We start from the raw sequence: 19,159 nt of genomic DNA on the forward strand, positions 1-19,159 counted from the left end.
CGTTGAACTTTTAATCAGGCCGAAAGAATGAGCGAATCAGTCCTTTATCCGTACCAGCGCAGATACCTGAACGACACCTCCAGGTTTAAGTCGGGCATGTGGAGCCGTCAGACCGGCAAGACATTCACGACCACCCTGGAGGCCGTTCTGGACTGCCTTGACGCGGAGACGCAGGGCAAGTCTCGCCGATGGACCATTCTGTCCGTCAGCCAGGCCCGCGCCCTGGACGCCATGGACAACGGCGTGAAGCTCCACCTGCGCGCGTTCAAGGCCGGTTTCGAAGCGTTGGCCGTCCCCTTCGCCGCGAACGAGCTGGCCTTCGAGGTTAGGCTTCCCAAGGGGAGCCGCATACGGTGCGTGGCCGCGAACCCCGACACCGCGCGAGGTATGACGGAAAACCTCATTCTTGACGAGTTTGCCCACCATAAGGACAACCGGGCGATATGGAAGGCCCTCTTCCCCGTCATATCCCGCCCCGACCTCAAGCTGCGCGTCATATCCACGCCCGGCGGAGTCGGAGACAAATTTCACGAGATCATGACCGATCCCGAGTCGGTCTTCTCCCGGCACATTGTGACCATCTACGACGCCGTCGCCGACGGGCTCCCGCGAGACGTCGAAGAGCTGCGACGGGGCATGTCCGACCCGGAAGCCTGGGCGCAGGAGTTCGAGTGCCAGTTCGTCGACGCGGCCTCGGCCTGGCTCCCTTATGAGCTGGTCGGCAGCTGCGAGGACGAGGCCGCGGGGATTCCCGCAAAGTACTCCGGCGGCCATTGCTTTGTGGGGATGGACTTTGCGGCTCGCGGCGACCTGACCGTCATCGCCGTGCTGGAGATGGTCGGAGATGTCCTTTGGCTGCGGGAGCTGGTCGAAATGCGCCGGACGTCCTTTGCCGAGCAGCTGTCCGCCCTGGACAGGATCATGAAGGAATACCGGGTCTCCCGCGCCGCGCTCGACCAGACGGGTCTCGGCGAGATGCCCGTCGAAGAGGCAAAGCGTCGCCATGGCCAGTACCGTGTCGAAGGCGTCCTGTTCTCCGCAGTGCGCAAGCTCGACATGGCCACCGCGCTCAAGGAGCGCATGGAGGATCGCTCGCTGCGGATTCCGCCCCGGCCCGAGTTGCGGTCGGACCTGCATTCCGTCAAGCGCGAAGCCAGCCCGACCGGAGCGCCGAGACTGATCGCCGAGCGGACCACGGAAAGCGGCAGAAGCCACGCGGACAGATTCTGGGCCTTGGCTCTGGCCGTCTCGGCGGCCGTGGAGCCGTCACCTGTATATGCCTATGAAACGGTCAGCCGGAGAACCTGGCGCGGAAGCGAGGATAATGAACGATGGTAGTAGATAAGAAGACACTGAAGTCCGAGGTGGCCTCGGCCGGGTTGACCGGCATACGGCAGGCGTGGACCTTGCGGCCCATGGCCTCGCTCACCCCGGCGCACGTGGTTGACATTTTGCGCAGGGCGAGCCTTGGCGACGCCAAGGAGTATCTGCTGGCCGCCGCAGACATTGAAGAGAAAGACCTGCACTACCGTTCGGTGTTGCAGACCCGCAAGCTGGCCGCCGCAGGGTTGCCGCTGTCCGTTTCTCCAGCCGACGAGACGCCCGCCGCCGAGAAGGCTGCGGAGCTTGTCCAAGACGCGCTGGAGAGGCTGGACATCCCCGCCCTGCTGGTGGGACTGCTTGACGCGCTGTCCAAGGGGTATGCCGTTGCGGAGATTCTCTGGTCCACCCAGGGCGGCCGGTGGTTGCCCCAGGACGCGCTGATCCGCGAGCCGCACTGGTTCCAGTTCGACCGGGAGACCGGCCGCCATCTGCGTCTGTACGACGGGTCGCCGGATGGCCAGGAGCTGCCGGAGTACAAGTTTATCTGCCATGCTCCGAGGATTCTGGCGGGCATTCCGATCATGGGCGGCCTCGCCCGTTCGGCGCTGTGGGCGTGGGTGTTCAAGAGTTATGCCCTGCGCGATTGGGCGGCATTCGCCGAGCTGTACGGCCAGCCGCTGCGCCTGGGCAAATACGACGCCTCGGCCACCCAGCAGGATATTGACGTGCTTCGCCGGGCGGTGATGGATGTCGGCTCCGATGCCGCCGCCGTTATTCCCGACAGCCTCAAGATCGAATTTCAGGAGTCGACGGCCAAGACGGCCAGCGCGGACCTGTACCAGCGCCTGATCGAATATCTGGACCGCCAGGTGAGCAAGGCCGTTTTGGGACAGACGCTGACGACAGACCAGGGTTCCAGCGGCAGCCTTGCCCAGGCCACGGTCCACAACGAGGTTCGCAGTGACCTCTTGCGCGCCGACGCACGTTCTTTGTCTGCGACGCTCCGCCGGGGTCTTATCGGCCCCATCGTGCGCTTGAACCTTGGAGATGCGCCCCTTCCTCACGTGGAACTGTTCGTTGAAGAGCCCGAGGACATGGTGGCGCTTGCGGGCCAGCTGTCCAAGATTGTCCCCCTCGGTGCCAAGGTGCCGGAGCGCTGGGTGCGTGAGAAGTGGGGCATCCCCGAAGCGGAAGGCGACGAGCCTCTTTTGGGTGCTGTATCCGCGCCGGAAAATCTCAAACAAACAGAGCAAGACAAAGACAAGCACTCCCGCAAGGCTACCGCCGCACACGCCCAGGAGGCTTCCGGAGAGGATGTGACCCCCATATCCCCCCAGGCCGAAAGGATGGCTGCGGATGCCGAGCCAGGGTGGGCGACCATTCTGGAGCACATCGGCAAGCTGGTCGAGGACGCTCCGGACCTTCCGACGCTTCGGGAGTCGCTGCTCGCAAGCTACGCCGATCTGCCCGATGGAGATCTGGCCGAAGTGATGGCCATGGGATTCGCCGCCGCCGAGCTGGCGGGGCGCTACGACGTGGAGAGGGAGTCTGATGTCTGATCCGGCCGCAGCTGACCCGAAGGTGGCGGGCGTACTCAAGCGCCCGTTTCCGGAGCAGGTCGCCTTTTTCCGGGCCAAGCTCGGCAAAATGATGCCGTCCGCCAAGTGGGACGACGTCTGGAAGGGGCGGCACGATCAGGGGTTCATGGTGGCCGGGGCCGCAAAGGCGGACCTGCTGTCCGACCTGGCCGCAGCGGTCGACAGGGTTATTGCCGAGGGCGGAAGTATTCAGTCCTTCCGCAAGGACTTTGCCCGAATCGTCGAGCGCAACGGCTGGGACTACCGGGGCGAGTTCAACTGGCGCACCAGGGTTATCTACACGACCAATCTTTCCACGAGCTACGCCGCCGGTCGCCTTGCGCAGCTGCGCGAGGGCGGCTTTGAGTGGTGGGTGTACAAGCACTCCGACAGCTCCCTTCATCCCCGTCCGCTGCATGTGTCCTGGAACGGTCTCACGCTGCGGGCTGACGATCCTTGGTGGAAGGCGCACTACCCTCCAAACGGGTGGGGCTGCCGATGCCGGGTTGTCGGCGTCAGGCGTCCCGAGGATGCCGACAGGTACGGCGGCAAGGTGCGCACGGCTCCGGATAATGGAATCGACCCCAAGACGGGAGAGCCGAGCGGCATCGACCGTGGATGGGGCTACATGCCCGGCGACACGGTTTCAGACGCCGTCCGGACGATGGCGGCCAAAACGCAGCAGTGGGATTATTCCCTGGCCAAGTCGTACATGCAGGGAGTTCCGGAGTCTGTCCGCGACAGGCTGGCCACGGCATATCGCAGCCTGCCTTCCGTGGCGGATGATGTTCGGCGTTATGCTCAGGCCGCGTTGGACGGCAGGGACGTCCCCCCGTATCGGACCATGGGCCTGCTCACAAGTGCAGACGCGAAGACGGTGGGAGGACTGACCGGCGCAAGGGTCGATCTGTTCGACTATGCGATCGACCAGTATGCACCCAGGCACATACTCACCGGGCATGGCGACGCCAAGTCAGAACTCGCCAGAGGCCAGCGGGAAGTAAGGGTCGAAGACTATGCCTTGCTGCCTGAAATGCTGAACAAGCCGGACCTGGTCGAGGACGGGGGCATGACCAAGGCTGGCCGCCCGGTCGTGCGGATATCGAAAGAGATTGGCGGCGAGATGCGCACGGCAGCTTTTGAGATTCGGGAAAAGAGAAGGTCGCTGGCTCTGCAGAGCATGTGGATAAAAGCAGGTGCGCCCCCGCGCTAACGTCCAGGACGTTTCCGGGTATGAGCCGGACGCCGCGATGCGCGCACCTTTCAATAGAGTATAGCCATGATCAATATCGAAATCAACGACAGAGAGGTTCTGGACGCCCTGGAGGGGCTTGTCCGTCGCCTCGGCAATATGTCTCCCGCCATGCAGGATATCGGGGAGCTGCTCGCCGAGAGCGCGATCCAGCGGTTCTCCGACGGCGTCGGCCCTGACGGCGAAGCGTGGAAGGAGAACTCCCCGGCGACCATCCTTGCCTATGTCGACAAGTACAAGGGTTCCCGCAGCAAGCGCGGCGGGCTGACCAAGAAAGGCCAGACCCGCGCTGGATCAAAGAAGCCGCTCATCGGCGAAACCAAATCCCTGTCCACGATGATACATTACAGCGCGGGTCGCGACAGGGTTGAAATTGGCAGCCCACAGGTTTATGCTGCCGTGCAGCAGTTCGGCGCGAAGCGCGGGCAATTCGGTGCGGCCCCCTGGGGCGATATCCCGGCCCGTCCTTTCCTTGGTGTTTCGGACAGCGACAGGGGCTCCATCCTGGCCATCGTATCGGGGTATATGCTGCCATGATGACGAGAGGGGTTGCGCAAAATCCGAAAACTCGCCAGAATGCCCCCAGAACGATTTTTAACCATCGTCCCTAGCGTGGACACCTGTCCACCCCCTTCACCCCCCTAGTAAACGCCGGTAAACGGGTTAAACGGGGCGACCAGACAAAGACACCAATCAGGCGCGGAAGAGAGCGGCTATATGCTGACCCTCTTCCGCGCCTTCTTATCATCTGATGTGGCCATGATGGCTACATGAAGACCCTCACCGATCGTTTCAGCATCCGCCTTCCTTCCTCGGACACCCCGCCGGAATGGGTTCATCTCGTTCCGGCGGGGAACTTCTCGGGGCGCGACGGGCGCGGGCCGTATGAGCTTGACGCCGACGCCGTGCTGTCTGCCTTTGCCGGGTGGGGAATCGACCTGGTGGTCGACTACGATCACCAGACCCTTACCGCCGAGAAGAAGGCCGGACCAGTCCCCGCAGCCGGATGGATCAAGAAGCTGGAGCTTCGAGAGGACGGCGTGTGGGGGCAGGCAACGTGGACCGAGACGGCAGCAAAAGCGCTCGCCGCCAAGGAGTACAGGTACCTGTCGCCGGTATTCGCATACGACCCGGACACCGGAAGGGTCGTGTCTCTCTCCGGGGCTGGCCTGACGAACACCCCCAACCTTTACCTGCATGCCGCAGCCTCTCAAGGAGACCCCATGAGCAAGGAACTGCAGGAGCGAGTCGCCCACAAGCTGGGACTCGCCCCCACCGCCTCGGCCGAGGAAATCCTGGCCGAGCTTGACAAGAAGAAAGACCTGCTGACCGCAGCCCAGGCCGCACAGGGCGCGGCCCCCGACCCGACCAAGTACGTGCCTCTCGACCAGCATGAAGCGGTGTCCCGAAAGCTGGCCGAACTGGAGGGCGAGGTCAAAACCAAGGCCGCGACGGACGCCGTGTCCGCAGCGATGTCCGCTGGCAAGATCGCCCCTGCCATGGAGGGCTGGGCCAAGGATTACGCGATGGCCGACCTCGAAGGCTTCGCCAAGTACGTGGAGGCGGCTCCTGTCATCGCTTCCTCCCATTCCATGAAGCGCCCGGACGGCGACGGCCATTCCGAGCTGTCCGAGGACGATCGCACGGCGGCCCGCCTGCTGGGCATGTCGGAAGAAGCGTTTTCCCAGGCCAAGAAGGATGTCCAGCATGGCTAACCGCCTCGCGGAAGTGAAGGCGCACGCGCTGCGGCAGAAGGATGTGCGCGCGGCCGTGTTGGCTGCGCTGTATGTGTCTCGCACCGTCAAGACACCGCCTCTCGACGGCCTTTCCGTCAAGCACGTCGCAGACGACAGCGGCTACTCCGAAGTGGAAGTGCGCTTTGCTTGCGAGGTGCTTGTCGAGACGGGAATGGCGTTGCCGACCGGCAGCTACTACCGCATTACCCCGCGCGGCTGCGTTGAAATCGAATCCATCACCGAAAAGGAGTAAGTGAACATGGCTATCGTTACCCCCGCCCTTATCACCTCGCTGCGCACCGGGTTCTCCGACGCGTTCCGCAAGGCGCTGGGCGACACCCCCACCGACTATCAGAAGGTCGCGACCGTCGTTCCCTCCGGGTCCGCCGGAAACACGTACGGCTGGCTCGGGCAGTTCCCCAAGCTGCGCGAGTGGATCGGCGACCGCGTCATCAAGGATATGGCCGCCCAGGCGTACCAGGTCCAGAACAAGCTGTACGAATCCACGGTCGGCGTGAAGCGTACCGACATCGAGGACGACAACGTCGGTATCTACACCCCGCTGTTCTCCGAGATGGGCCGGGCCGCCATGTCCCACGCGGACGAGCTGGTCTTTGCCCTGCTCAAGGCCGGAGCTTCGACCCTGTGCTACGACGGGCAGAACTTCTTCGACACCGACCATCCCATCTACCCCGAGGTCGACGGGACCGGAGACGTGGAAACCGTTTCCAACATGGACGTTCCCGGAGCTGATCCCGGCGCGCCCTGGTATCTGCTCGACACCGGCCGCGCCCTCAAGCCGCTGATCTTCCAGGAGCGCACCAAGCCGGAACTCGACAGCATGACCGCGACCAACGACGAGGGCGTGTTCGTCCGCGACGAGTACCGCTACGGCATTCGCTACCGCTGCAACGCGGGCTTCGGTTTCTGGCAGATGGCCTACATGAGCCGCCAGACTCTGAACGCCACCAACTTCAACTCCGCCATGACCGCCATGATGAGCACCAAGGCCGACGGCGGCCGCCCGCTGGGCATCAAGCCCTCCGTGCTGGTTGTTCCCCCGTCCCTGCGCGCTGCGGCCATCGAGATCGTCAAGAACGAGCGCCTGGCCAACGGCGCGTCCAACCCCAACTTCGGCGTGGTCGACATGATCGTCTCGCCGTGGGTGGCCTAAGGAGGTTCTCTGATGGCTGAGAAAGAAAAGACTCAGAAGAGGGACGAAAAGCAGGAGTCCGGCCTGGTCAAGCTCGTGGTGCGAACCAAGAGTCTCTCGCGCCGGTTCCGTGCTGGCCTCGGGCCGTTCCATCCGGAGCCCGAAGAGGTCGAAGCTACCCCCGACCAGGAAGCGGCCCTTCGCGCTGATCCCGAACTCGTGGTGAACGTGGCATGAGCTACGCCACGCTGCAGGAGTTAGTCGATCGCTACGGCGAGGAGCGACTGGTGCAGTTGACCGACAGGAGCATGGCCGAGGTCATAGACCAGGCCGTGCTCCTGCGCGCCATTGCCGACGCCGACGCCGAGATCGACGGGTATCTGGCCGCGCGCTACCGCCTCCCTCTGGCGAGTGTTCCTCCTGTGCTGACGCGGATCGCCCCGGACATCGTCTTCTATCGCCTCCATAGCGATGAAGCTCCGGAAGAGGTTCGCACCCGCTACGAGGACGCCCGCCGCCTGCTGGAGGGCATCAGCCGTGGCTCTGTCGGCCTCGGCGTTCCGGAGACCGAGGATCAGCCTCGCCCGTCGCTGGCCTCTGCCAGTTCCGGGAATCCGCGCATCATGGATCGCTCGGGTACGGAGGGGCTCTAATGGTTTCTCTTGAGCCCGTGATTGTCGCCCGTATCGCCGAGAACATGCCCAAGGGCGTGAAAGTCTTTTCCGCCGCAGACCTTGCCGGAGTGCGCGAGGCCGCACAGCACACCCCGGCGGTGCATGTGATCTATGACGGCTATCGCGTGGTTCAGGCCGATGGGGCTGTAGCTGAGATCGAAACGTCCTGGCTGACCGTTCTGGCGGTGAGAAACGCGAGAGCACAGAAGACGGGGAGCGCGGCAAGAGAAGACGCTGCGAAGCTCATTTCCAGCCTGTACGGCTCTTTGGCCGGGTGGCTGCCCTCTGGGTGCGTACGCGAGCTTGAGCTGGCCAATGCCCCGCGTCCCGGCTTCGACGCCGGGTTCCTGTATCTGCCGTTGGCGTGGAATGCGCGCCAGGTGTTGGTGGGCAGCGTGGCCGGAGAAGAGGTCGAAGTTCCCTTGCAAACAGTAACATTCAAAGGAGACGTCGAATGAAAACCTATATCTATTCCGGGCCTCCCTCCGGCGTGACCATCGAAGGCCGCGAGGTGATGCTCTGGCCCGGCCGTCCTGTGGAGCTGCCGGAAAAGTCCGGCTACGTGTCGGCGCTCGTGGCCCAGGGACGGCTGACGCCCGCACCGGCCGCTGCGCCTCAGAAAAAGCGGAGCAAAGGAGAGTAAATCATGGCAGCCAACTACTTGCATGGTGTTGAAACCATCGAAATCGACAAGGGGCCTCGCCCGGTCCGCACGGTCAAGTCGGCCGTTGTCGGGCTGATCGGAACGGCTCCGGCCGGGCCTGTGAACGCGCCCACCATTGTCCTGTCCGACCGCGACGCCGCGCAGTTCGGGGCGGCGCATCCCGACTACACCATCCCGCAGGCCCTTGACGCGATCTTTGACCAGGGCGCGGGTACGGTCATCGTCATCAACGTGCTGGACCCCTCGGTTCACAAGGCCGAAGTGACCGACGAGGCGCTTGTGCTGTCCGGGGATGTGGGGACCGCCGCGCATCCGGCATGGAACGGCGCGCCGACGGTCAAGTCGTCGGACGGCGCAACCACCCACGTGGCCGGGACGGACTACACCTACGACGCCGACGCGGGAACCATCACCCGTATCGACGGGGCCGGTATCTCCTCCGGGGCGAGCCTGCTCGTGAGCTACGAGCACAAAGACCCCACCGCCGTTCTGCCTTCCGACCTGATCGGGACCGTGACCGTGGGCGGTGCTCGCACCGGCATGAAGGCCCTGGACGACACCTACAACCTGTTCGGCTTCTTCGCCAAGATTCTGATCGCCCCGGTGTACTGCACCCAGAACAGCGTGGCCGTGGAAATGATCAGCATGGCGCACAAGCTGCGCGCGGTTACGCTGATCGACGCGCCTATCGGGCTGACTCCGCAGCAGGCGATCACCGGACGCGGCCCCATGGGCGAGATCAACTTCAACACCTCCAGCGAGCGGGCCGTGCTCTGCTACCCCCATCTGAAGGTATATGATACCGCCACCGACTCGGAGCGCCTGGAGCCCATGAGTCAGCGTCTTGCTGGCGTGATCTGCCGCAAGGACGTTGAGAACGGATACTGGTGGAGCCCTTCCAATACGGAGTTCATGGGTATCACCGGGGCCGAGCGCAGCATTTCCGCGCGCATCAACGATCCGCAGACGGAAGCCAACCTGCTGAACGAAAACGGCATCGTGACCGTGTTCAACAGCTTCGGTACCGGCCTTCGAGCCTGGGGCAACCGTTCCGCCGCGTGGCCGTCCGTCTCGCACCCGAAGAACTTCATCAACGTGCGCCGCACTGCGGACATTCTCCACGAGTCCGTCGAGTACGCCATGCTGCAGTTCATCGACTTCCCCATCAACAACGCCCTGATCGACGACATTCGCGGAACCGTGAACTCGTTCATCCGGACGCTGATCGGTCGCGGCGCGCTGGTCGACGGCTCCTGCACCTATGATCCGGCCAAGAACCCGCCGACCGAAACGGGCAACGGGCATCTGACCTTCGACATCACGTTCATGCCGCCGACTCCGGCCGAGCGGATCACCTTCGAGAGCGTGATCGACATCAACCTGCTCAAGACCCTTGGGCAGTAACAGGAGGCGTATATGGGCAAGATTGCCATCAACCGCATCACCAACGCGAACGTCTACATTGACGGCGCGAGCCTGCTTGGCCGGGCCGAAGAGGTGGAGCTGCCGCAGATCAAGGCCAAGATGTCCGAGCACAAGGCTCTGGGCATGGTGGGCAGCATTGAAGCGTTCGCCGGTTTCGAGAAGCTGGAGGGCAAGGTCAAGTGGGCCTCCCTGTATCCGGAAGTGCTCAAGAAGGCCGCCAACCCCTTCAAGACCGTGCAGCTGCAGCTCAGAGGCAGCCTGTACACCCAGACGGCGCAGGGCCGTACTGACGAGGTTCCGGTCGTCGCACTGCTGACCGTGGCCTTCAAAACCTTCCCCGGCGGCAACTGGAAGCAGCACGAGAACGTCGAAATGGAAACGGAGTTCGTCGCCTATTACATGAAGATCACCGCCGGAGGCGAGGATATCGTCGAGGTCGACGTGCTGGAAAACATCTACAAGGCCGGGGGTGAAGATCTTCTGGCTGAATACAACGAGAACATCGGAGGCTAGTCTTGTCCAAATTAAATGAGATTCCCCTGGCGGAACATCTGACCTTGCCCGACGGCACCGTCGTGAAGAAAATCGTCCTGCGCTCCCCCAAGGTGCGCGATCTCAAGCTGGCCCAGCGCGGCGGCGGAACCGAAGCGGATCAGGAGATCAGGCTGATGGCCTCCCTGTGCGAGCCTCCCATGACGCCGGAGGATATGGAGGAAATGGGGCTTGCGGACTTCCGCAAGCTCCAGGCCGCGTTTCAGAGATATCTGGATTCCCCTTCCTGATCTGTGGCAGGCCGCCGCCGCACTGGCGCGGTGGTATCGTTTCCAACCCTCCGAAATAGACGCGCTAACCCTTGAAGAGCTGCGGCTCTGGCTGGCCGAGGCGGCCCGCCAGGCTAAAGCTGAAGCCGAGAAATAACCGGACACCACATGGCATCTTCCCTTACTCTTGGTCTCTTGGTCTCAGCGACCACCAGCGCCGCCCAGGGCGCGTTGCAATCCTTGGGGCAGTCCGTCCATCGGCTTTCCGGCCAGGTGGAAGACGCCTCCAGGGAACATGCGCGCCTGGGCGGCGAGGTGGCTCGGCTCCGTGCGTCTGGCCGGGTGCCTGAAGACCTGGCCAAGAGATATGACAAGCTGGGCAAAAGCATTGAATCTGCGAAGCTCAATCTGGAAGGGCTGACCCGCGCCCAGGAAAAGGCCGCGTCGCACCGTGCGGCCATGGGCGAGATGTGGGGGCAGGCCGTGGGCGTTGCCGCCCTGGGCGCTACCCTCGCGGCTCCGGCTCGTTCTGCCATGGCCTTTGAATCCGCCATGGCCGACGTGCGAAAGGTCGTAGACGGGTCGGAGGCGGAGCTGAACGGGCTTGGCGACAGCATCAAGATGCTGTCCCGCCGAATGCCCCTTTCCGCTGTGGAGCTGGCCCAGCTCGCGGCGTCCGGCGGACAGCTCGGCGTTGCCCTCAAGGACTTGCCGAGCTTCATAGAGACCACGGCCAAGATGGCTGTCGCCTTTGATATGTCCGCAGAAGCGGCTGGCGATTCCATGGCCAAGGTCGCGAACGTCTATCAGATTCCGATCGGCAGTATCGGCCACCTGGGCGACGTGATCAATCAGCTTTCCAACGAGTCCCCGGCAAAGGCGCGGGATATCGTAAACAGCTTGACTCGCGTCGGCGGTGTCGCACGGCAGTTCGGCTTGAGCGCCGACGGCGCGGCCGCCTTGTCGAGCGCACTGATCTCCCTTGGCAAGCCGCCGGAAGTGGCCGGGATGGCGATCAACGGCATGCTGACCAAGCTGGCCACCGCCGACAAACAGGGCGCGAAGTTCCAGGAGGCCCTCGCCGCCATGGGCATGTCTGCGGAGGGGCTCAAAAAGGCCATCGCCACTGACGCACAGGGCGCGCTTTTAGGATTCTTGAAGGCTCTGGAGAAGGTGCCGAACTCGGAGCGCACCGGGCTCCTGGTTGACATGATGGGCCTTGAGTATGCCGACGATGTTGCGCTGCTGGCCGGGTCCGTTAAGACCTACACGGACGCTCTCGCCGTCCTGCCGCGCGTCGAAGGCTCCATGGAGAACGAGTTCGCAGCCAGGGCGGGAACCACCGAGAACAAGCTGCAGCTTTTGAAGAATGCAGTATCCGAACTAAGCATAAACCTTGGGTCGGCGCTGCTCCCCGCGCTGCGGGAAATGTTTTCCACTCTTCGCCCTCTCGTTGTCGCAATGGCCGATTGGGCCGCAGAGAACCCGGCGCTGGTCTCCGCCATCGGCAAGGCCGCCGCTGTGCTCTTGACGTTCAAGGCGGCAAGCCTTGCGGCCAGGGCTGGCTACCACCTTCTCGGCGGCAGCCTCTGGTCCAGCATAGCCCGCTGGCGCTCCATCAAGGCGTCCGTCCAGGGCGCGATGATGGCCATGCAAGCCGGGAACGTCGGCAAGTTCGCAGCAGTGACCGGCAGGCTGTCCGCAGCTTCCGGCTGGCTGGCTTCTCACATGGGAAGCATCGCGAGTCTCGGCGGCCCTCTCAAGGTTCCCCAGATTCGCCTGGCCGCCATCGCCGCCTCGGCAAAAGCCTCCGGCGCTGCCCTGTCTGGCTCTTTCTCCGCTGGCCTACTGTCGGCCCGGCAGGGTGCGCTGCGTTTCGGATCGTCTCTCCGACCGCTTCCCGCGATCGCCGGGAGGGGACTCGTTTCCGGGCTCAAGTCTTCCGCCCAGGCCGCGCTGTGGTGGGGGCGCGCCACGTTGCGCAGCCCCGTTGTTGCCGGGAAGGCTCTCTTTTCTTCTTTCCGCATGATCGGGCAGGCCGTTCTCTGGCTTGGCCGCGCCATGCTGCTCAGCCCCATAGGCTGGATCGGCATCGCCATTGCCGGGGCCGCGCTCCTGATCTGGAAGTTCTGGAAACCCATCAAGGGGTTCTTTGTTGGCATGTTCCAGGGCTTGTCCTCGGCGCTCAAGCCGGTCGGCGACGCCATGCGCACGGCCTTTGCTCCGGTCGCGTGGATTGTGAAGCCGGTCGCGGATGCGCTCGGCCAGGTCTGGTCTTGGGTGAAGGCTCTGCTGCAGCCGGTCGAAGATACCGGCGGAGCGGCGCAGTCGCTGGGGCAAAAGTTCGGAACGGCCATCGGCACCATTATACGGCTCGTTATCGGCCTCCCTCTTCGTCTGGCCATGCTGCCCCTGGAGTTTGTCAAGCTCGGCGCGCAGATCATCGGCGGCCTGCTCGGCGGCCTCAAGCAAGGGTGGGAGAGTCTGAAATCAGGTCTTTCCGAGCTTGCTGGAAACATTGTTAGCTCGTTCAAGAGCCTGCTTGGCATCCGGTCTCCCTCGCGCGTGTTCGCCGGTCTGGGTGGAATGCTTGGGGCCGGTCTTGCCGTGGGCATGAAGGGGAGCGCCGGAGAAGTGGCCCGCGCGGCTGGCGAGATGTCGAAGGCTGCTACGCCGAACCTTCCCACGGTTCCGCTCCAGGCTCTTGCCGGTCGGAACGCCGGGGGCGGAGCTGGCGCTGCCGCCGGAGCTGGCCGAGGAGGCATGAACGTCACCTTCGCGCCTGTCATTCATGTTGGACAGGGCGGTGGAGGTGTGCGCGAGCAGGTGAAGGAGGCCATGAGCCTCAGCTTCGCCGAGTTTGAGCGCCTGATGTCCCGATACGAGCGGGATCACGCAAGGAGGTCTCCCGCATGAGTCTGTACGCCACCCTCGGGGAAACGGAACTGGAAGTCGTATCGTGGATGGACGGGCTTGATATCCGCTATGGGTCCAGCTTTTCCGAGCATGCGCTTATCGGCAGAAAGCCAGCCATGCAGCATACCGGGTGGAGCCCGGACGAGTTGTCTTTCAGCGTCACGCTGCACTCGTCATGGTGCAACCCCGCAGACGAGGTTCGGGGCCTGAAGGACCACATGGACGCCGCCACGCCCTTGGACTTCGTTCTTGGCAACGGCGAATATCGTGGTGTCTTTGTCATCGTCGACCTGTCCGTGACCTATCGCCAGACGAACGGGGCCGGGACGGTGATCTCGCTGGAGGCGTCGCTGCGCCTCCGGGAGTACGTCGGCGATCCGGCCAAGCCGAATCCCCCCGGAGTCTTTTCTCGTGGCATGTACGTTCCGCCGGTCGCCGCGAGCACGGACGTTCTGTCCACGGTGTCGGGACAGGATGCGGCCCCCGCTCCGGAAGCGGCAAAGTCTGTCAGTCAGGCGGTTTCCTCGGCTTCCGAGGTCACCCAGGCCGCAGAACTCACCGCGAGCATGTCCGCCAGGCTTCTTTCCGAGGGAGAGTCGGCGCTGCAAGCCGCCAGAGAGCTTTCCGACGATCTCCGAGCCATTGCGTCCAGGCTGCCCATCGCGGCCTTTTCCGCGATATCCTCTCTTCCTGGAGCCTCTGACGTGATGGCGGCCTACAACTCCGCCAAAAGTGAGCTGGGCTTTGCTTCGGACGCCATACGCACCGTTGAGGGAGCCGTGAGTGCAGCGCGATCCGCGCGCAGGGCCGCCGAGGCGCTTGCGGATGTGCGACCGGCCCTGTCCGGCATCGCTGCAAAGGTTGCCATAAGGGGCGTACAGTTATGATTTTTCTGCAACACATCACGACAGACGGAGAGCGCTGGGACATGATCTCCTGGCGATATTACCGCGACGTGGCGCACATCGGCATGCTGATCGAACAGAATCCGCATGCGCCGGTATCGGACGCCTTGCCGTCCGGCATCAAGCTGCGCATCCCCGTTATTGAGTCCTCGGCTGACACGGAAGGGTTGCCCCCATGGAAAAGATGACCGTCCTCCAACCGTCTTTCCGCATCGTCTATTCCGGCCGCGACGTGACTGCGGACCTTTCCGCCTATGTGACCGAAGTGCGCTACACCGACCGGCTGACCGGACAGTCCGACGAGCTGGACGTCACCCTCGGCGACGATGATGGGCGCTGGCTGGGCGCGTGGTATCCCGACAAGGGTGCCGAGATGAGCCTTGAATACGGCTATGCGCACCAGCGCCTGGTTTCCGCCGGTGGCTTCGACGTCGACGAGGTCGAGATATCCGGGCCGCCATCCGTGGTCCGGATCAGGGCCTTGTCCACCGGCATCACTAGGCAGGTGCGGACCCGCAGGGGCAAGGCGTATGAGAATACGACCTTGAAGGCCATTGTCGCACAGGCGGCCAAGCGCATCGGAGCCAAGGTCAGCGGAGAGATTGACGAGATCGCCATTGACCGGGTTACGCAATACCAGGAAACGGATTGGGCCTTTGTGGTGCGGCTTTGCCGGGAGTATGGCTATACGGCCAAGCTCTGCGACAACAACCGCACCCTTGTGGCAGCTCGCGCTGGCAGCCTGGCCGAGCAGTCGCCGGTCAGAACTCTATATCCTTCCGATCTCACCTCCTGGCGTTATGCCGACAAGGTGACTGATGTGCCGTCGAAGACATCCGTCCGCTACCACAACCCGGACACGAAGGAAGTTGTCGAGCAGCAGGCGCAGGCCGGAGACGTTGCGTCCCAGGATACGGTAACGGCCCAGGATGAGAACAAGCAGCACGTCCGGGCGCGCAGCGCGGCACAGGCAAAGGCCATTGCCGAGGCCGAGCAGCAGCGCAGGGAGCAGGACAAGGTGGCCCTCAATGGGACGCTGCCGGGCGATCCTAAGATTGTGGCCGGTGCTATCATTGATATCCACGGCCTTCGGCGGCTGAACGGACTGTATCTCGTCACCCAGGCCACCCACTCCATAGGGCGCTCCGGCGGCTATGTGACCGAGTTCGAGGCCAAGCGCGTGAAGGAGGGAGGCGATGAATAGCACCTTCGGAGAAGCGGCGGCCACCCTCCAGTTCGGCATCGTTGTCGAGATCGCCGAGGCGACATGTAGGGCCAAGGTTCGCCTGCCCGCGCTGGACAACCTGATCACGCACTGGCTCCCGGTGTTGGTCCCCAAGACCTGCCGGGACAAGCATTATTTCATGCCCGACGTGGGCGAGCACGTGGCGCTGATGCTGGATTCTCGGGGTGAAGACGGCTGCATTCTTGGCGCGTTGTATTCCAGCGCGGACGTGACGCCGTGCTCCGGAGTGGAAAAGCATCACATCGCATTTGACGATGGAACCACCGTCGAGTATGACAGGGATAGTCATGTGCTTTCCGTCAATGCTGTCGGCCCGATAACGATAGAGGCTGCCGGGCCTGTCCTGGTCCGCACCCCGAAGGCCACCATAGATGCCCCAGAGACACGGGTCACCGGCCACTTGACTGTTGAAAAGGGTATGACCGTAACCGGGGGTGGAGGTGCCGCCGCTTCCATTACCGGCGATATTGAAGTACAAGGCGATATCCATGTCGACGGCTCTGTCGACGCATCCGGCACCATCCTCGACGCCTCCGGCAACTCGAATCATCATAGCCACTGACCTTAGTCAGCACACCTTTTGCCCCTGACTCGCATAGAGTCGGGGGCATGTTACCTAACTCTGCACACTGGCAGCCCGCATTGGGCCGGAACGGCTTTGTCGAAGGCATAGAAGACATTCGCCAATCCATCCGCATCATCCTGGAGACCCCCCAGGGGAGCGATCCGCTGCGTCCGGAGTTCGGCTCCAATATCTATCAATACATTGACCGGCCCATCGACCGCGCCCGCCCCCACCTGGTGCGCGAGGCTGTCCGCGCTATCCGGCGCTGGGAGCCTCGCGTCACCGTGGTGCGAGTCCAGGTGGAACAAGGGGACGGCCCCGCGCATGTTCTGATCCGGATCGAGTTCCGGCTCGCCGATGGCGCTCTGGCTTCTGCGGAGGTGCGCGCATGACCCTTCCTAAGGTTGTCCACGAGGATTCCCAGCTTGTTACATCCGAGCTGATAGCAGCCTATGAGGCCATGACGGGGAAGACGCTGTATCCCGCCCAGGTCGAGCGGCTGCTGATAGACCTGATCGCCTACAGGGAAACCCTGATGCGGGCGTCCATCAACGACGCGGCGAGGCAGAACCTGGTGCGCTTTTCCAGGGCTCCCATGCTGGACTACCTCGGAGACCTGGTTGGCGTGACCAGGCTGCAGCCTCAGGCCGCCCGGACGACCTTGCGCTTCTATTCGGAAGCGCCGGTGGCTTCCGGCGTGGTTATTCCCAGGGGGTTCCGCGTGAAGTCCGGGACCGGGGCCGTGTTCGCCACGCAAAGCGACGCCTTGATTCCTTCCGGGCAGAGTTCCGTGGAAGTGCTCGCGCTGTGCGACGAGCCCGGAGCGGGCGCAAACGGCTTATTGCCGGGGGACATCAAGCAGTCGTTTGATCTGCTGCCGGACGGCATACAGGTCGTGAACGTGACCTTCTCAAGCGGCGGTGCCGACATGGAAGGCGACGACCGGCTTCGCGAGAGGATCATTCTCGCGCCTGAACATTTTTCTGTTGCTGGTCCCACGCTGTCGTATCGCTATCACGCCATGAGCGCGAACCAGAGCGTGGTGGACGTCGCGGTGCTATCTCCCGAGCCCGGCCAGGTGGTTCTGTATCCGCTGGTTCAGGGGGGCCTGCCGTCAGAGGACGTACTGGCACAGGTTGCCGAGGCCGCAAGCGCGGACGATGTGCGTCCGCTGTGCGACACGGTTACCGCAGCCTCGCCCGTCCTGTACGAGTACGCTATCTCTGCGGAGATAACTCTCTACCATTCCGCCGATGCCGCAGACACGCTTGCGCGCGCCACAGCCGCAGCGCGGGCATGGGCGGATAAGGCAGCCGCGACCCTTGGAAGCGACATCGTCCGCAGCCAGATCATGGCGGCTCTTTCCGTTTCCGGCGTGTACCGCGTCCACCTTGCCTTGCCCCTTGAAGACGTTGACGTGCCTGAAAACGGCTGGGCCAGCTGCACCGGCGTGTCCGTCTCTGTGGCTGGAGGCGTGAATGGCTGATTCCGTCGTCCCTGGAGTGCTGGCCACGGATGAGCGCCTTGCGCCTATGGCCGAGCTGACGCAGCGTCTTTCGCTGTTGCCGGTCGACGGACTGCTTGTGGACCTGGTCGACCTGGTGTCCGCGCCGTTTCTTCCGCATCTGGCTGAGCAGTTTCACGTTCTGGGTCTGGAGGGCTGGTCCACCGGCCTCGCCGAAGCGGATCAGCGCGAGCTGGTGCGCAACGCGATTCGGCTGCACCGGAAGAAGGGAACGCCCTGGGCGGTCCGCACCGCCTTGGCGAGCATTGGCTATCCCGGCTCGGAACTCATTGAATACAAGACTTATCGCGAGGAGTGGGAATCCGCTGGGGGCCGCACTCTCGACGGCACGTGGACCGCTGACGGCTCCGTTGTGCTCTCTCCTCCTGCTGGCACGGTCCGCAGGTTGGCCATGCGCAGCTGGGCCGAGTACGCGATCCGCCTGAACCTCGCGGAAGGGACGTGGACCAGAGCGCAACAGCGTCTCGTCAAGGACATGGCCGCACAGTATGCGCCTGTTCGTTGTCATCTGCGGGCCTTGGTCACCGCCGTCGGATCGACCTTTGATTCTTCCATCACAATGCTTGCTCCGTCGCAGCGGCTGGCCATTCGCATGGTCCAGTGCCGCCGCTTCACCGTTCATAACTGGCAAACCCTCGACGGCTGCTGGGATGTGGGCGGCAACTATTCCGAACGCCTTCTGGACGGCAGCTGGGGGCTTCTCGGCACCGTTCGACTGACGGGGCTCCGGCCTGCTGGCGCTCCCTTGCGCAGTGGGTTCGGCGAATTTCGGATGCGCGGCCGTACGAGCCTGCCTGTGTCAGCGGCGGGCGGTGACCGCGCGCTTCCTGCCCGGCAGCTTTGGCAGCCGATGCCTCTGGACGGTCGACACAAGCTCGGCGGGCATAAGCTGGACGGGCTGTGGAAGGTGGATGGCTCGTGGAGCCTCGCCTATCCGACCCTGCTGACGATTGGGCAGCCGCGACTTGACGGGACGTGGCGTTTGGGCGTGGAGCCCGGTCTTCCGGGTGTGTGGTTTACTGCCGTCGCGACCGTCAGGCGTGGTGGCGCAACATATAGAGAGGTGCTCTGATGCCGACCGCAATTGCCGCAACGGCGGCGTATCGCAACAAGGTGGCCACCGCCGCCGCAACCGGGGACGCCTTGCCAAAGGCCGCATGGTTGGCCTTCGGTTCCGGCGACGCCCCGTATAGCCCGGACGTCGACACGGCCCTGCAGGCCGAGTTTCTCCGGGTGGCCACCTCCAACGAGGTGAGCGGCCCCAGCTTGACTGTCAGGGGTGTCCTGTCCGGCCAGGCGGCCGGGGAGAACATCGTGCGCGAGGTGGCTGTGATCGCGGCGGACGGAACTCTGATGGGACGACGCGTTGTCGCCCCCAAGGAGCTTGAGCCGGAAACCGAGATCGAGTTTGAAATTGTCTTTGAATACTAAAGGAGG

23 protein-coding genes are annotated in these 19,159 nt (G+C 63.5%); all 23 read left to right on the forward strand.

Going from position 1 to position 19,159, the window contains the following annotated elements; translation table 11 throughout:
* Nucleotides 1-27: 27 nt before the first annotated feature.
* The 23 genes from DSAT_RS01525 (at nt 28) to DSAT_RS01635 (ending at nt 19,153) form a co-directional block, all read left to right on the forward strand.
* A complete protein-coding gene (locus DSAT_RS01525; RefSeq protein WP_020885816.1) occupies nt 28-1,338 on the forward strand; it encodes a terminase large subunit domain-containing protein in 1,311 nt (436 codons plus the stop codon).
* The gene (locus DSAT_RS01530; protein ID WP_020885817.1) at nt 1,332-2,882 is read left to right on the forward strand and encodes a DUF935 domain-containing protein; all 1,551 of its coding nucleotides are present in this window, start codon (nt 1,332-1,334) and stop codon (nt 2,880-2,882) included. The genes DSAT_RS01525 and DSAT_RS01530 overlap by 7 nt, the downstream gene beginning before the upstream one ends.
* Nucleotides 2,875-4,113: a phage minor head protein gene (locus tag DSAT_RS01535; RefSeq protein ID WP_020885818.1), complete on the forward strand. Its 1,239-nt coding sequence runs from the start codon at nt 2,875-2,877 to the stop codon at nt 4,111-4,113. The genes DSAT_RS01530 and DSAT_RS01535 overlap by 8 nt, the downstream gene beginning before the upstream one ends.
* 66 nt (nt 4,114-4,179) lie before the next feature.
* Nucleotides 4,180-4,689 carry a phage virion morphogenesis protein gene (locus tag DSAT_RS01540; protein ID WP_020885819.1) on the forward strand — a complete coding sequence of 170 codons (510 nt, stop codon included), beginning with the start codon at nt 4,180-4,182 and terminating at the stop codon, nt 4,687-4,689.
* Between the two features lie 233 nt (nt 4,690-4,922).
* The gene (locus DSAT_RS01545; RefSeq protein WP_020885820.1) at nt 4,923-5,867 is read left to right on the forward strand and encodes a phage protease; all 945 of its coding nucleotides are present in this window, start codon (nt 4,923-4,925) and stop codon (nt 5,865-5,867) included.
* Nucleotides 5,860-6,141, forward strand: coding sequence for a hypothetical protein (locus tag DSAT_RS01550; protein ID WP_020885821.1), 282 nt, complete (start codon nt 5,860-5,862; stop codon nt 6,139-6,141). The genes DSAT_RS01545 and DSAT_RS01550 overlap by 8 nt, the downstream gene beginning before the upstream one ends.
* Before the next feature lie 6 nt (nt 6,142-6,147).
* Complete coding sequence (locus DSAT_RS01555; protein WP_020885822.1) at nt 6,148-7,062, forward strand: Mu-like prophage major head subunit gpT family protein; 915 nt, start codon at nt 6,148-6,150, stop codon at nt 7,060-7,062.
* 12 nt (nt 7,063-7,074) lie between these two features.
* Nucleotides 7,075-7,278 carry a hypothetical protein gene (locus DSAT_RS01560; RefSeq protein ID WP_020885823.1) on the forward strand — a complete coding sequence of 68 codons (204 nt, stop codon included), beginning with the start codon at nt 7,075-7,077 and terminating at the stop codon, nt 7,276-7,278.
* The gene (locus DSAT_RS01565) at nt 7,275-7,694 is read left to right on the forward strand and encodes a gp436 family protein (RefSeq protein ID WP_020885824.1); all 420 of its coding nucleotides are present in this window, start codon (nt 7,275-7,277) and stop codon (nt 7,692-7,694) included. The genes DSAT_RS01560 and DSAT_RS01565 overlap by 4 nt, the downstream gene beginning before the upstream one ends.
* Nucleotides 7,694-8,173, forward strand: a complete 480-nt coding sequence (locus tag DSAT_RS01570; protein ID WP_020885825.1) for a phage tail terminator protein — start codon at nt 7,694-7,696, stop codon at nt 8,171-8,173. The genes DSAT_RS01565 and DSAT_RS01570 overlap by 1 nt, the downstream gene beginning before the upstream one ends.
* Nucleotides 8,170-8,358 (forward strand): hypothetical protein, encoded by a 189-nt coding sequence (locus DSAT_RS01575; protein ID WP_020885826.1) that lies wholly within the window; start codon nt 8,170-8,172, stop codon nt 8,356-8,358. Before DSAT_RS01570 ends, DSAT_RS01575 begins: the two co-directional genes overlap by 4 nt.
* A 3-nt stretch (nt 8,359-8,361) precedes the next feature.
* Nucleotides 8,362-9,783, forward strand: coding sequence for a phage tail sheath subtilisin-like domain-containing protein (locus DSAT_RS01580; RefSeq protein WP_020885827.1), 1,422 nt, complete (start codon nt 8,362-8,364; stop codon nt 9,781-9,783).
* 12 nt (nt 9,784-9,795) lie between these two features.
* Nucleotides 9,796-10,317 (forward strand): phage major tail tube protein, encoded by a 522-nt coding sequence (locus tag DSAT_RS01585; protein WP_020885828.1) that lies wholly within the window; start codon nt 9,796-9,798, stop codon nt 10,315-10,317.
* Nucleotides 10,318-10,319: 2 nt separating this feature from the next.
* On the forward strand, nt 10,320-10,586 hold the full coding sequence (locus DSAT_RS01590) for a phage tail assembly protein (protein WP_020885829.1): 267 nt from the start codon (nt 10,320-10,322) through the stop codon (nt 10,584-10,586).
* A 252-nt stretch (nt 10,587-10,838) separates the two neighbouring features.
* A complete protein-coding gene (locus DSAT_RS14695; RefSeq protein ID WP_161656082.1) occupies nt 10,839-13,481 on the forward strand; it encodes a phage tail tape measure protein in 2,643 nt (880 codons plus the stop codon).
* Nucleotides 13,478-14,368: a phage tail protein gene (locus DSAT_RS01600; RefSeq protein WP_020885831.1), complete on the forward strand. Its 891-nt coding sequence runs from the start codon at nt 13,478-13,480 to the stop codon at nt 14,366-14,368. The genes DSAT_RS14695 and DSAT_RS01600 overlap by 4 nt, the downstream gene beginning before the upstream one ends.
* Nucleotides 14,365-14,574, forward strand: coding sequence for a tail protein X (locus tag DSAT_RS01605; protein ID WP_020885832.1), 210 nt, complete (start codon nt 14,365-14,367; stop codon nt 14,572-14,574). Before DSAT_RS01600 ends, DSAT_RS01605 begins: the two co-directional genes overlap by 4 nt.
* The gene (locus DSAT_RS01610) at nt 14,562-15,590 is read left to right on the forward strand and encodes a phage late control D family protein (RefSeq protein ID WP_020885833.1); all 1,029 of its coding nucleotides are present in this window, start codon (nt 14,562-14,564) and stop codon (nt 15,588-15,590) included. Before DSAT_RS01605 ends, DSAT_RS01610 begins: the two co-directional genes overlap by 13 nt.
* Nucleotides 15,583-16,194 (forward strand): phage baseplate assembly protein V, encoded by a 612-nt coding sequence (locus DSAT_RS01615; protein WP_020885834.1) that lies wholly within the window; start codon nt 15,583-15,585, stop codon nt 16,192-16,194. The genes DSAT_RS01610 and DSAT_RS01615 overlap by 8 nt, the downstream gene beginning before the upstream one ends.
* Nucleotides 16,195-16,241: 47 nt before the next feature.
* Nucleotides 16,242-16,589 (forward strand): GPW/gp25 family protein, encoded by a 348-nt coding sequence (locus tag DSAT_RS01620; protein ID WP_020885835.1) that lies wholly within the window; start codon nt 16,242-16,244, stop codon nt 16,587-16,589.
* Nucleotides 16,586-17,683, forward strand: a complete 1,098-nt coding sequence (locus DSAT_RS01625) for a baseplate assembly protein (RefSeq protein ID WP_020885836.1) — start codon at nt 16,586-16,588, stop codon at nt 17,681-17,683. Before DSAT_RS01620 ends, DSAT_RS01625 begins: the two co-directional genes overlap by 4 nt.
* A complete protein-coding gene (locus DSAT_RS14700) occupies nt 17,676-18,794 on the forward strand; it encodes a phage tail protein (RefSeq protein WP_020885837.1) in 1,119 nt (372 codons plus the stop codon). The genes DSAT_RS01625 and DSAT_RS14700 overlap by 8 nt, the downstream gene beginning before the upstream one ends.
* Complete coding sequence (locus DSAT_RS01635; protein WP_020885838.1) at nt 18,794-19,153, forward strand: hypothetical protein; 360 nt, start codon at nt 18,794-18,796, stop codon at nt 19,151-19,153. The genes DSAT_RS14700 and DSAT_RS01635 overlap by 1 nt, the downstream gene beginning before the upstream one ends.
* Nucleotides 19,154-19,159: the final 6 nt, after the last annotated feature.

Origin of the sequence: Alkalidesulfovibrio alkalitolerans DSM 16529 (genome assembly GCF_000422245.1) — a bacterium.
Lineage (GTDB): Bacteria > Desulfobacterota > Desulfovibrionia > Desulfovibrionales > Desulfovibrionaceae > Alkalidesulfovibrio > Alkalidesulfovibrio alkalitolerans.

What these genes read in the sequence shown, in the direction of transcription:
- DSAT_RS01605 (WP_020885832.1), top strand. Translation starts at nt 14,365, where the DNA reads ATGATTTTTCTGCAACACATCACGACAGACGGAGAGCGCTGGGACATG.
- DSAT_RS01565 (WP_020885824.1), top strand. Translation starts at nt 7,275, where the DNA reads ATGAGCTACGCCACGCTGCAGGAGTTAGTCGATCGCTACGGCGAGGAG.
- DSAT_RS01635 (WP_020885838.1), top strand. Translation starts at nt 18,794, where the DNA reads ATGCCGACCGCAATTGCCGCAACGGCGGCGTATCGCAACAAGGTGGCC.
- DSAT_RS01580 (WP_020885827.1), top strand. Translation starts at nt 8,362, where the DNA reads ATGGCAGCCAACTACTTGCATGGTGTTGAAACCATCGAAATCGACAAG.
- DSAT_RS01555 (WP_020885822.1), top strand. Translation starts at nt 6,148, where the DNA reads ATGGCTATCGTTACCCCCGCCCTTATCACCTCGCTGCGCACCGGGTTC.
- DSAT_RS01560 (WP_020885823.1), top strand. Translation starts at nt 7,075, where the DNA reads ATGGCTGAGAAAGAAAAGACTCAGAAGAGGGACGAAAAGCAGGAGTCC.
- DSAT_RS01545 (WP_020885820.1), top strand. Translation starts at nt 4,923, where the DNA reads ATGAAGACCCTCACCGATCGTTTCAGCATCCGCCTTCCTTCCTCGGAC.
- DSAT_RS01600 (WP_020885831.1), top strand. Translation starts at nt 13,478, where the DNA reads ATGAGTCTGTACGCCACCCTCGGGGAAACGGAACTGGAAGTCGTATCG.
- DSAT_RS01575 (WP_020885826.1), top strand. Translation starts at nt 8,170, where the DNA reads ATGAAAACCTATATCTATTCCGGGCCTCCCTCCGGCGTGACCATCGAA.
- DSAT_RS01620 (WP_020885835.1), top strand. Translation starts at nt 16,242, where the DNA reads ATGTTACCTAACTCTGCACACTGGCAGCCCGCATTGGGCCGGAACGGC.
- DSAT_RS01570 (WP_020885825.1), top strand. Translation starts at nt 7,694, where the DNA reads ATGGTTTCTCTTGAGCCCGTGATTGTCGCCCGTATCGCCGAGAACATG.
- DSAT_RS01525 (WP_020885816.1), top strand. Translation starts at nt 28, where the DNA reads ATGAGCGAATCAGTCCTTTATCCGTACCAGCGCAGATACCTGAACGAC.
- DSAT_RS01530 (WP_020885817.1), top strand. Translation starts at nt 1,332, where the DNA reads ATGGTAGTAGATAAGAAGACACTGAAGTCCGAGGTGGCCTCGGCCGGG.
- DSAT_RS01540 (WP_020885819.1), top strand. Translation starts at nt 4,180, where the DNA reads ATGATCAATATCGAAATCAACGACAGAGAGGTTCTGGACGCCCTGGAG.
- DSAT_RS01610 (WP_020885833.1), top strand. Translation starts at nt 14,562, where the DNA reads ATGGAAAAGATGACCGTCCTCCAACCGTCTTTCCGCATCGTCTATTCC.
- DSAT_RS01535 (WP_020885818.1), top strand. Translation starts at nt 2,875, where the DNA reads ATGTCTGATCCGGCCGCAGCTGACCCGAAGGTGGCGGGCGTACTCAAG.
- DSAT_RS01615 (WP_020885834.1), top strand. Translation starts at nt 15,583, where the DNA reads ATGAATAGCACCTTCGGAGAAGCGGCGGCCACCCTCCAGTTCGGCATC.
- DSAT_RS14700 (WP_020885837.1), top strand. Translation starts at nt 17,676, where the DNA reads ATGGCTGATTCCGTCGTCCCTGGAGTGCTGGCCACGGATGAGCGCCTT.
- DSAT_RS01625 (WP_020885836.1), top strand. Translation starts at nt 16,586, where the DNA reads ATGACCCTTCCTAAGGTTGTCCACGAGGATTCCCAGCTTGTTACATCC.
- DSAT_RS01550 (WP_020885821.1), top strand. Translation starts at nt 5,860, where the DNA reads ATGGCTAACCGCCTCGCGGAAGTGAAGGCGCACGCGCTGCGGCAGAAG.
- DSAT_RS01585 (WP_020885828.1), top strand. Translation starts at nt 9,796, where the DNA reads ATGGGCAAGATTGCCATCAACCGCATCACCAACGCGAACGTCTACATT.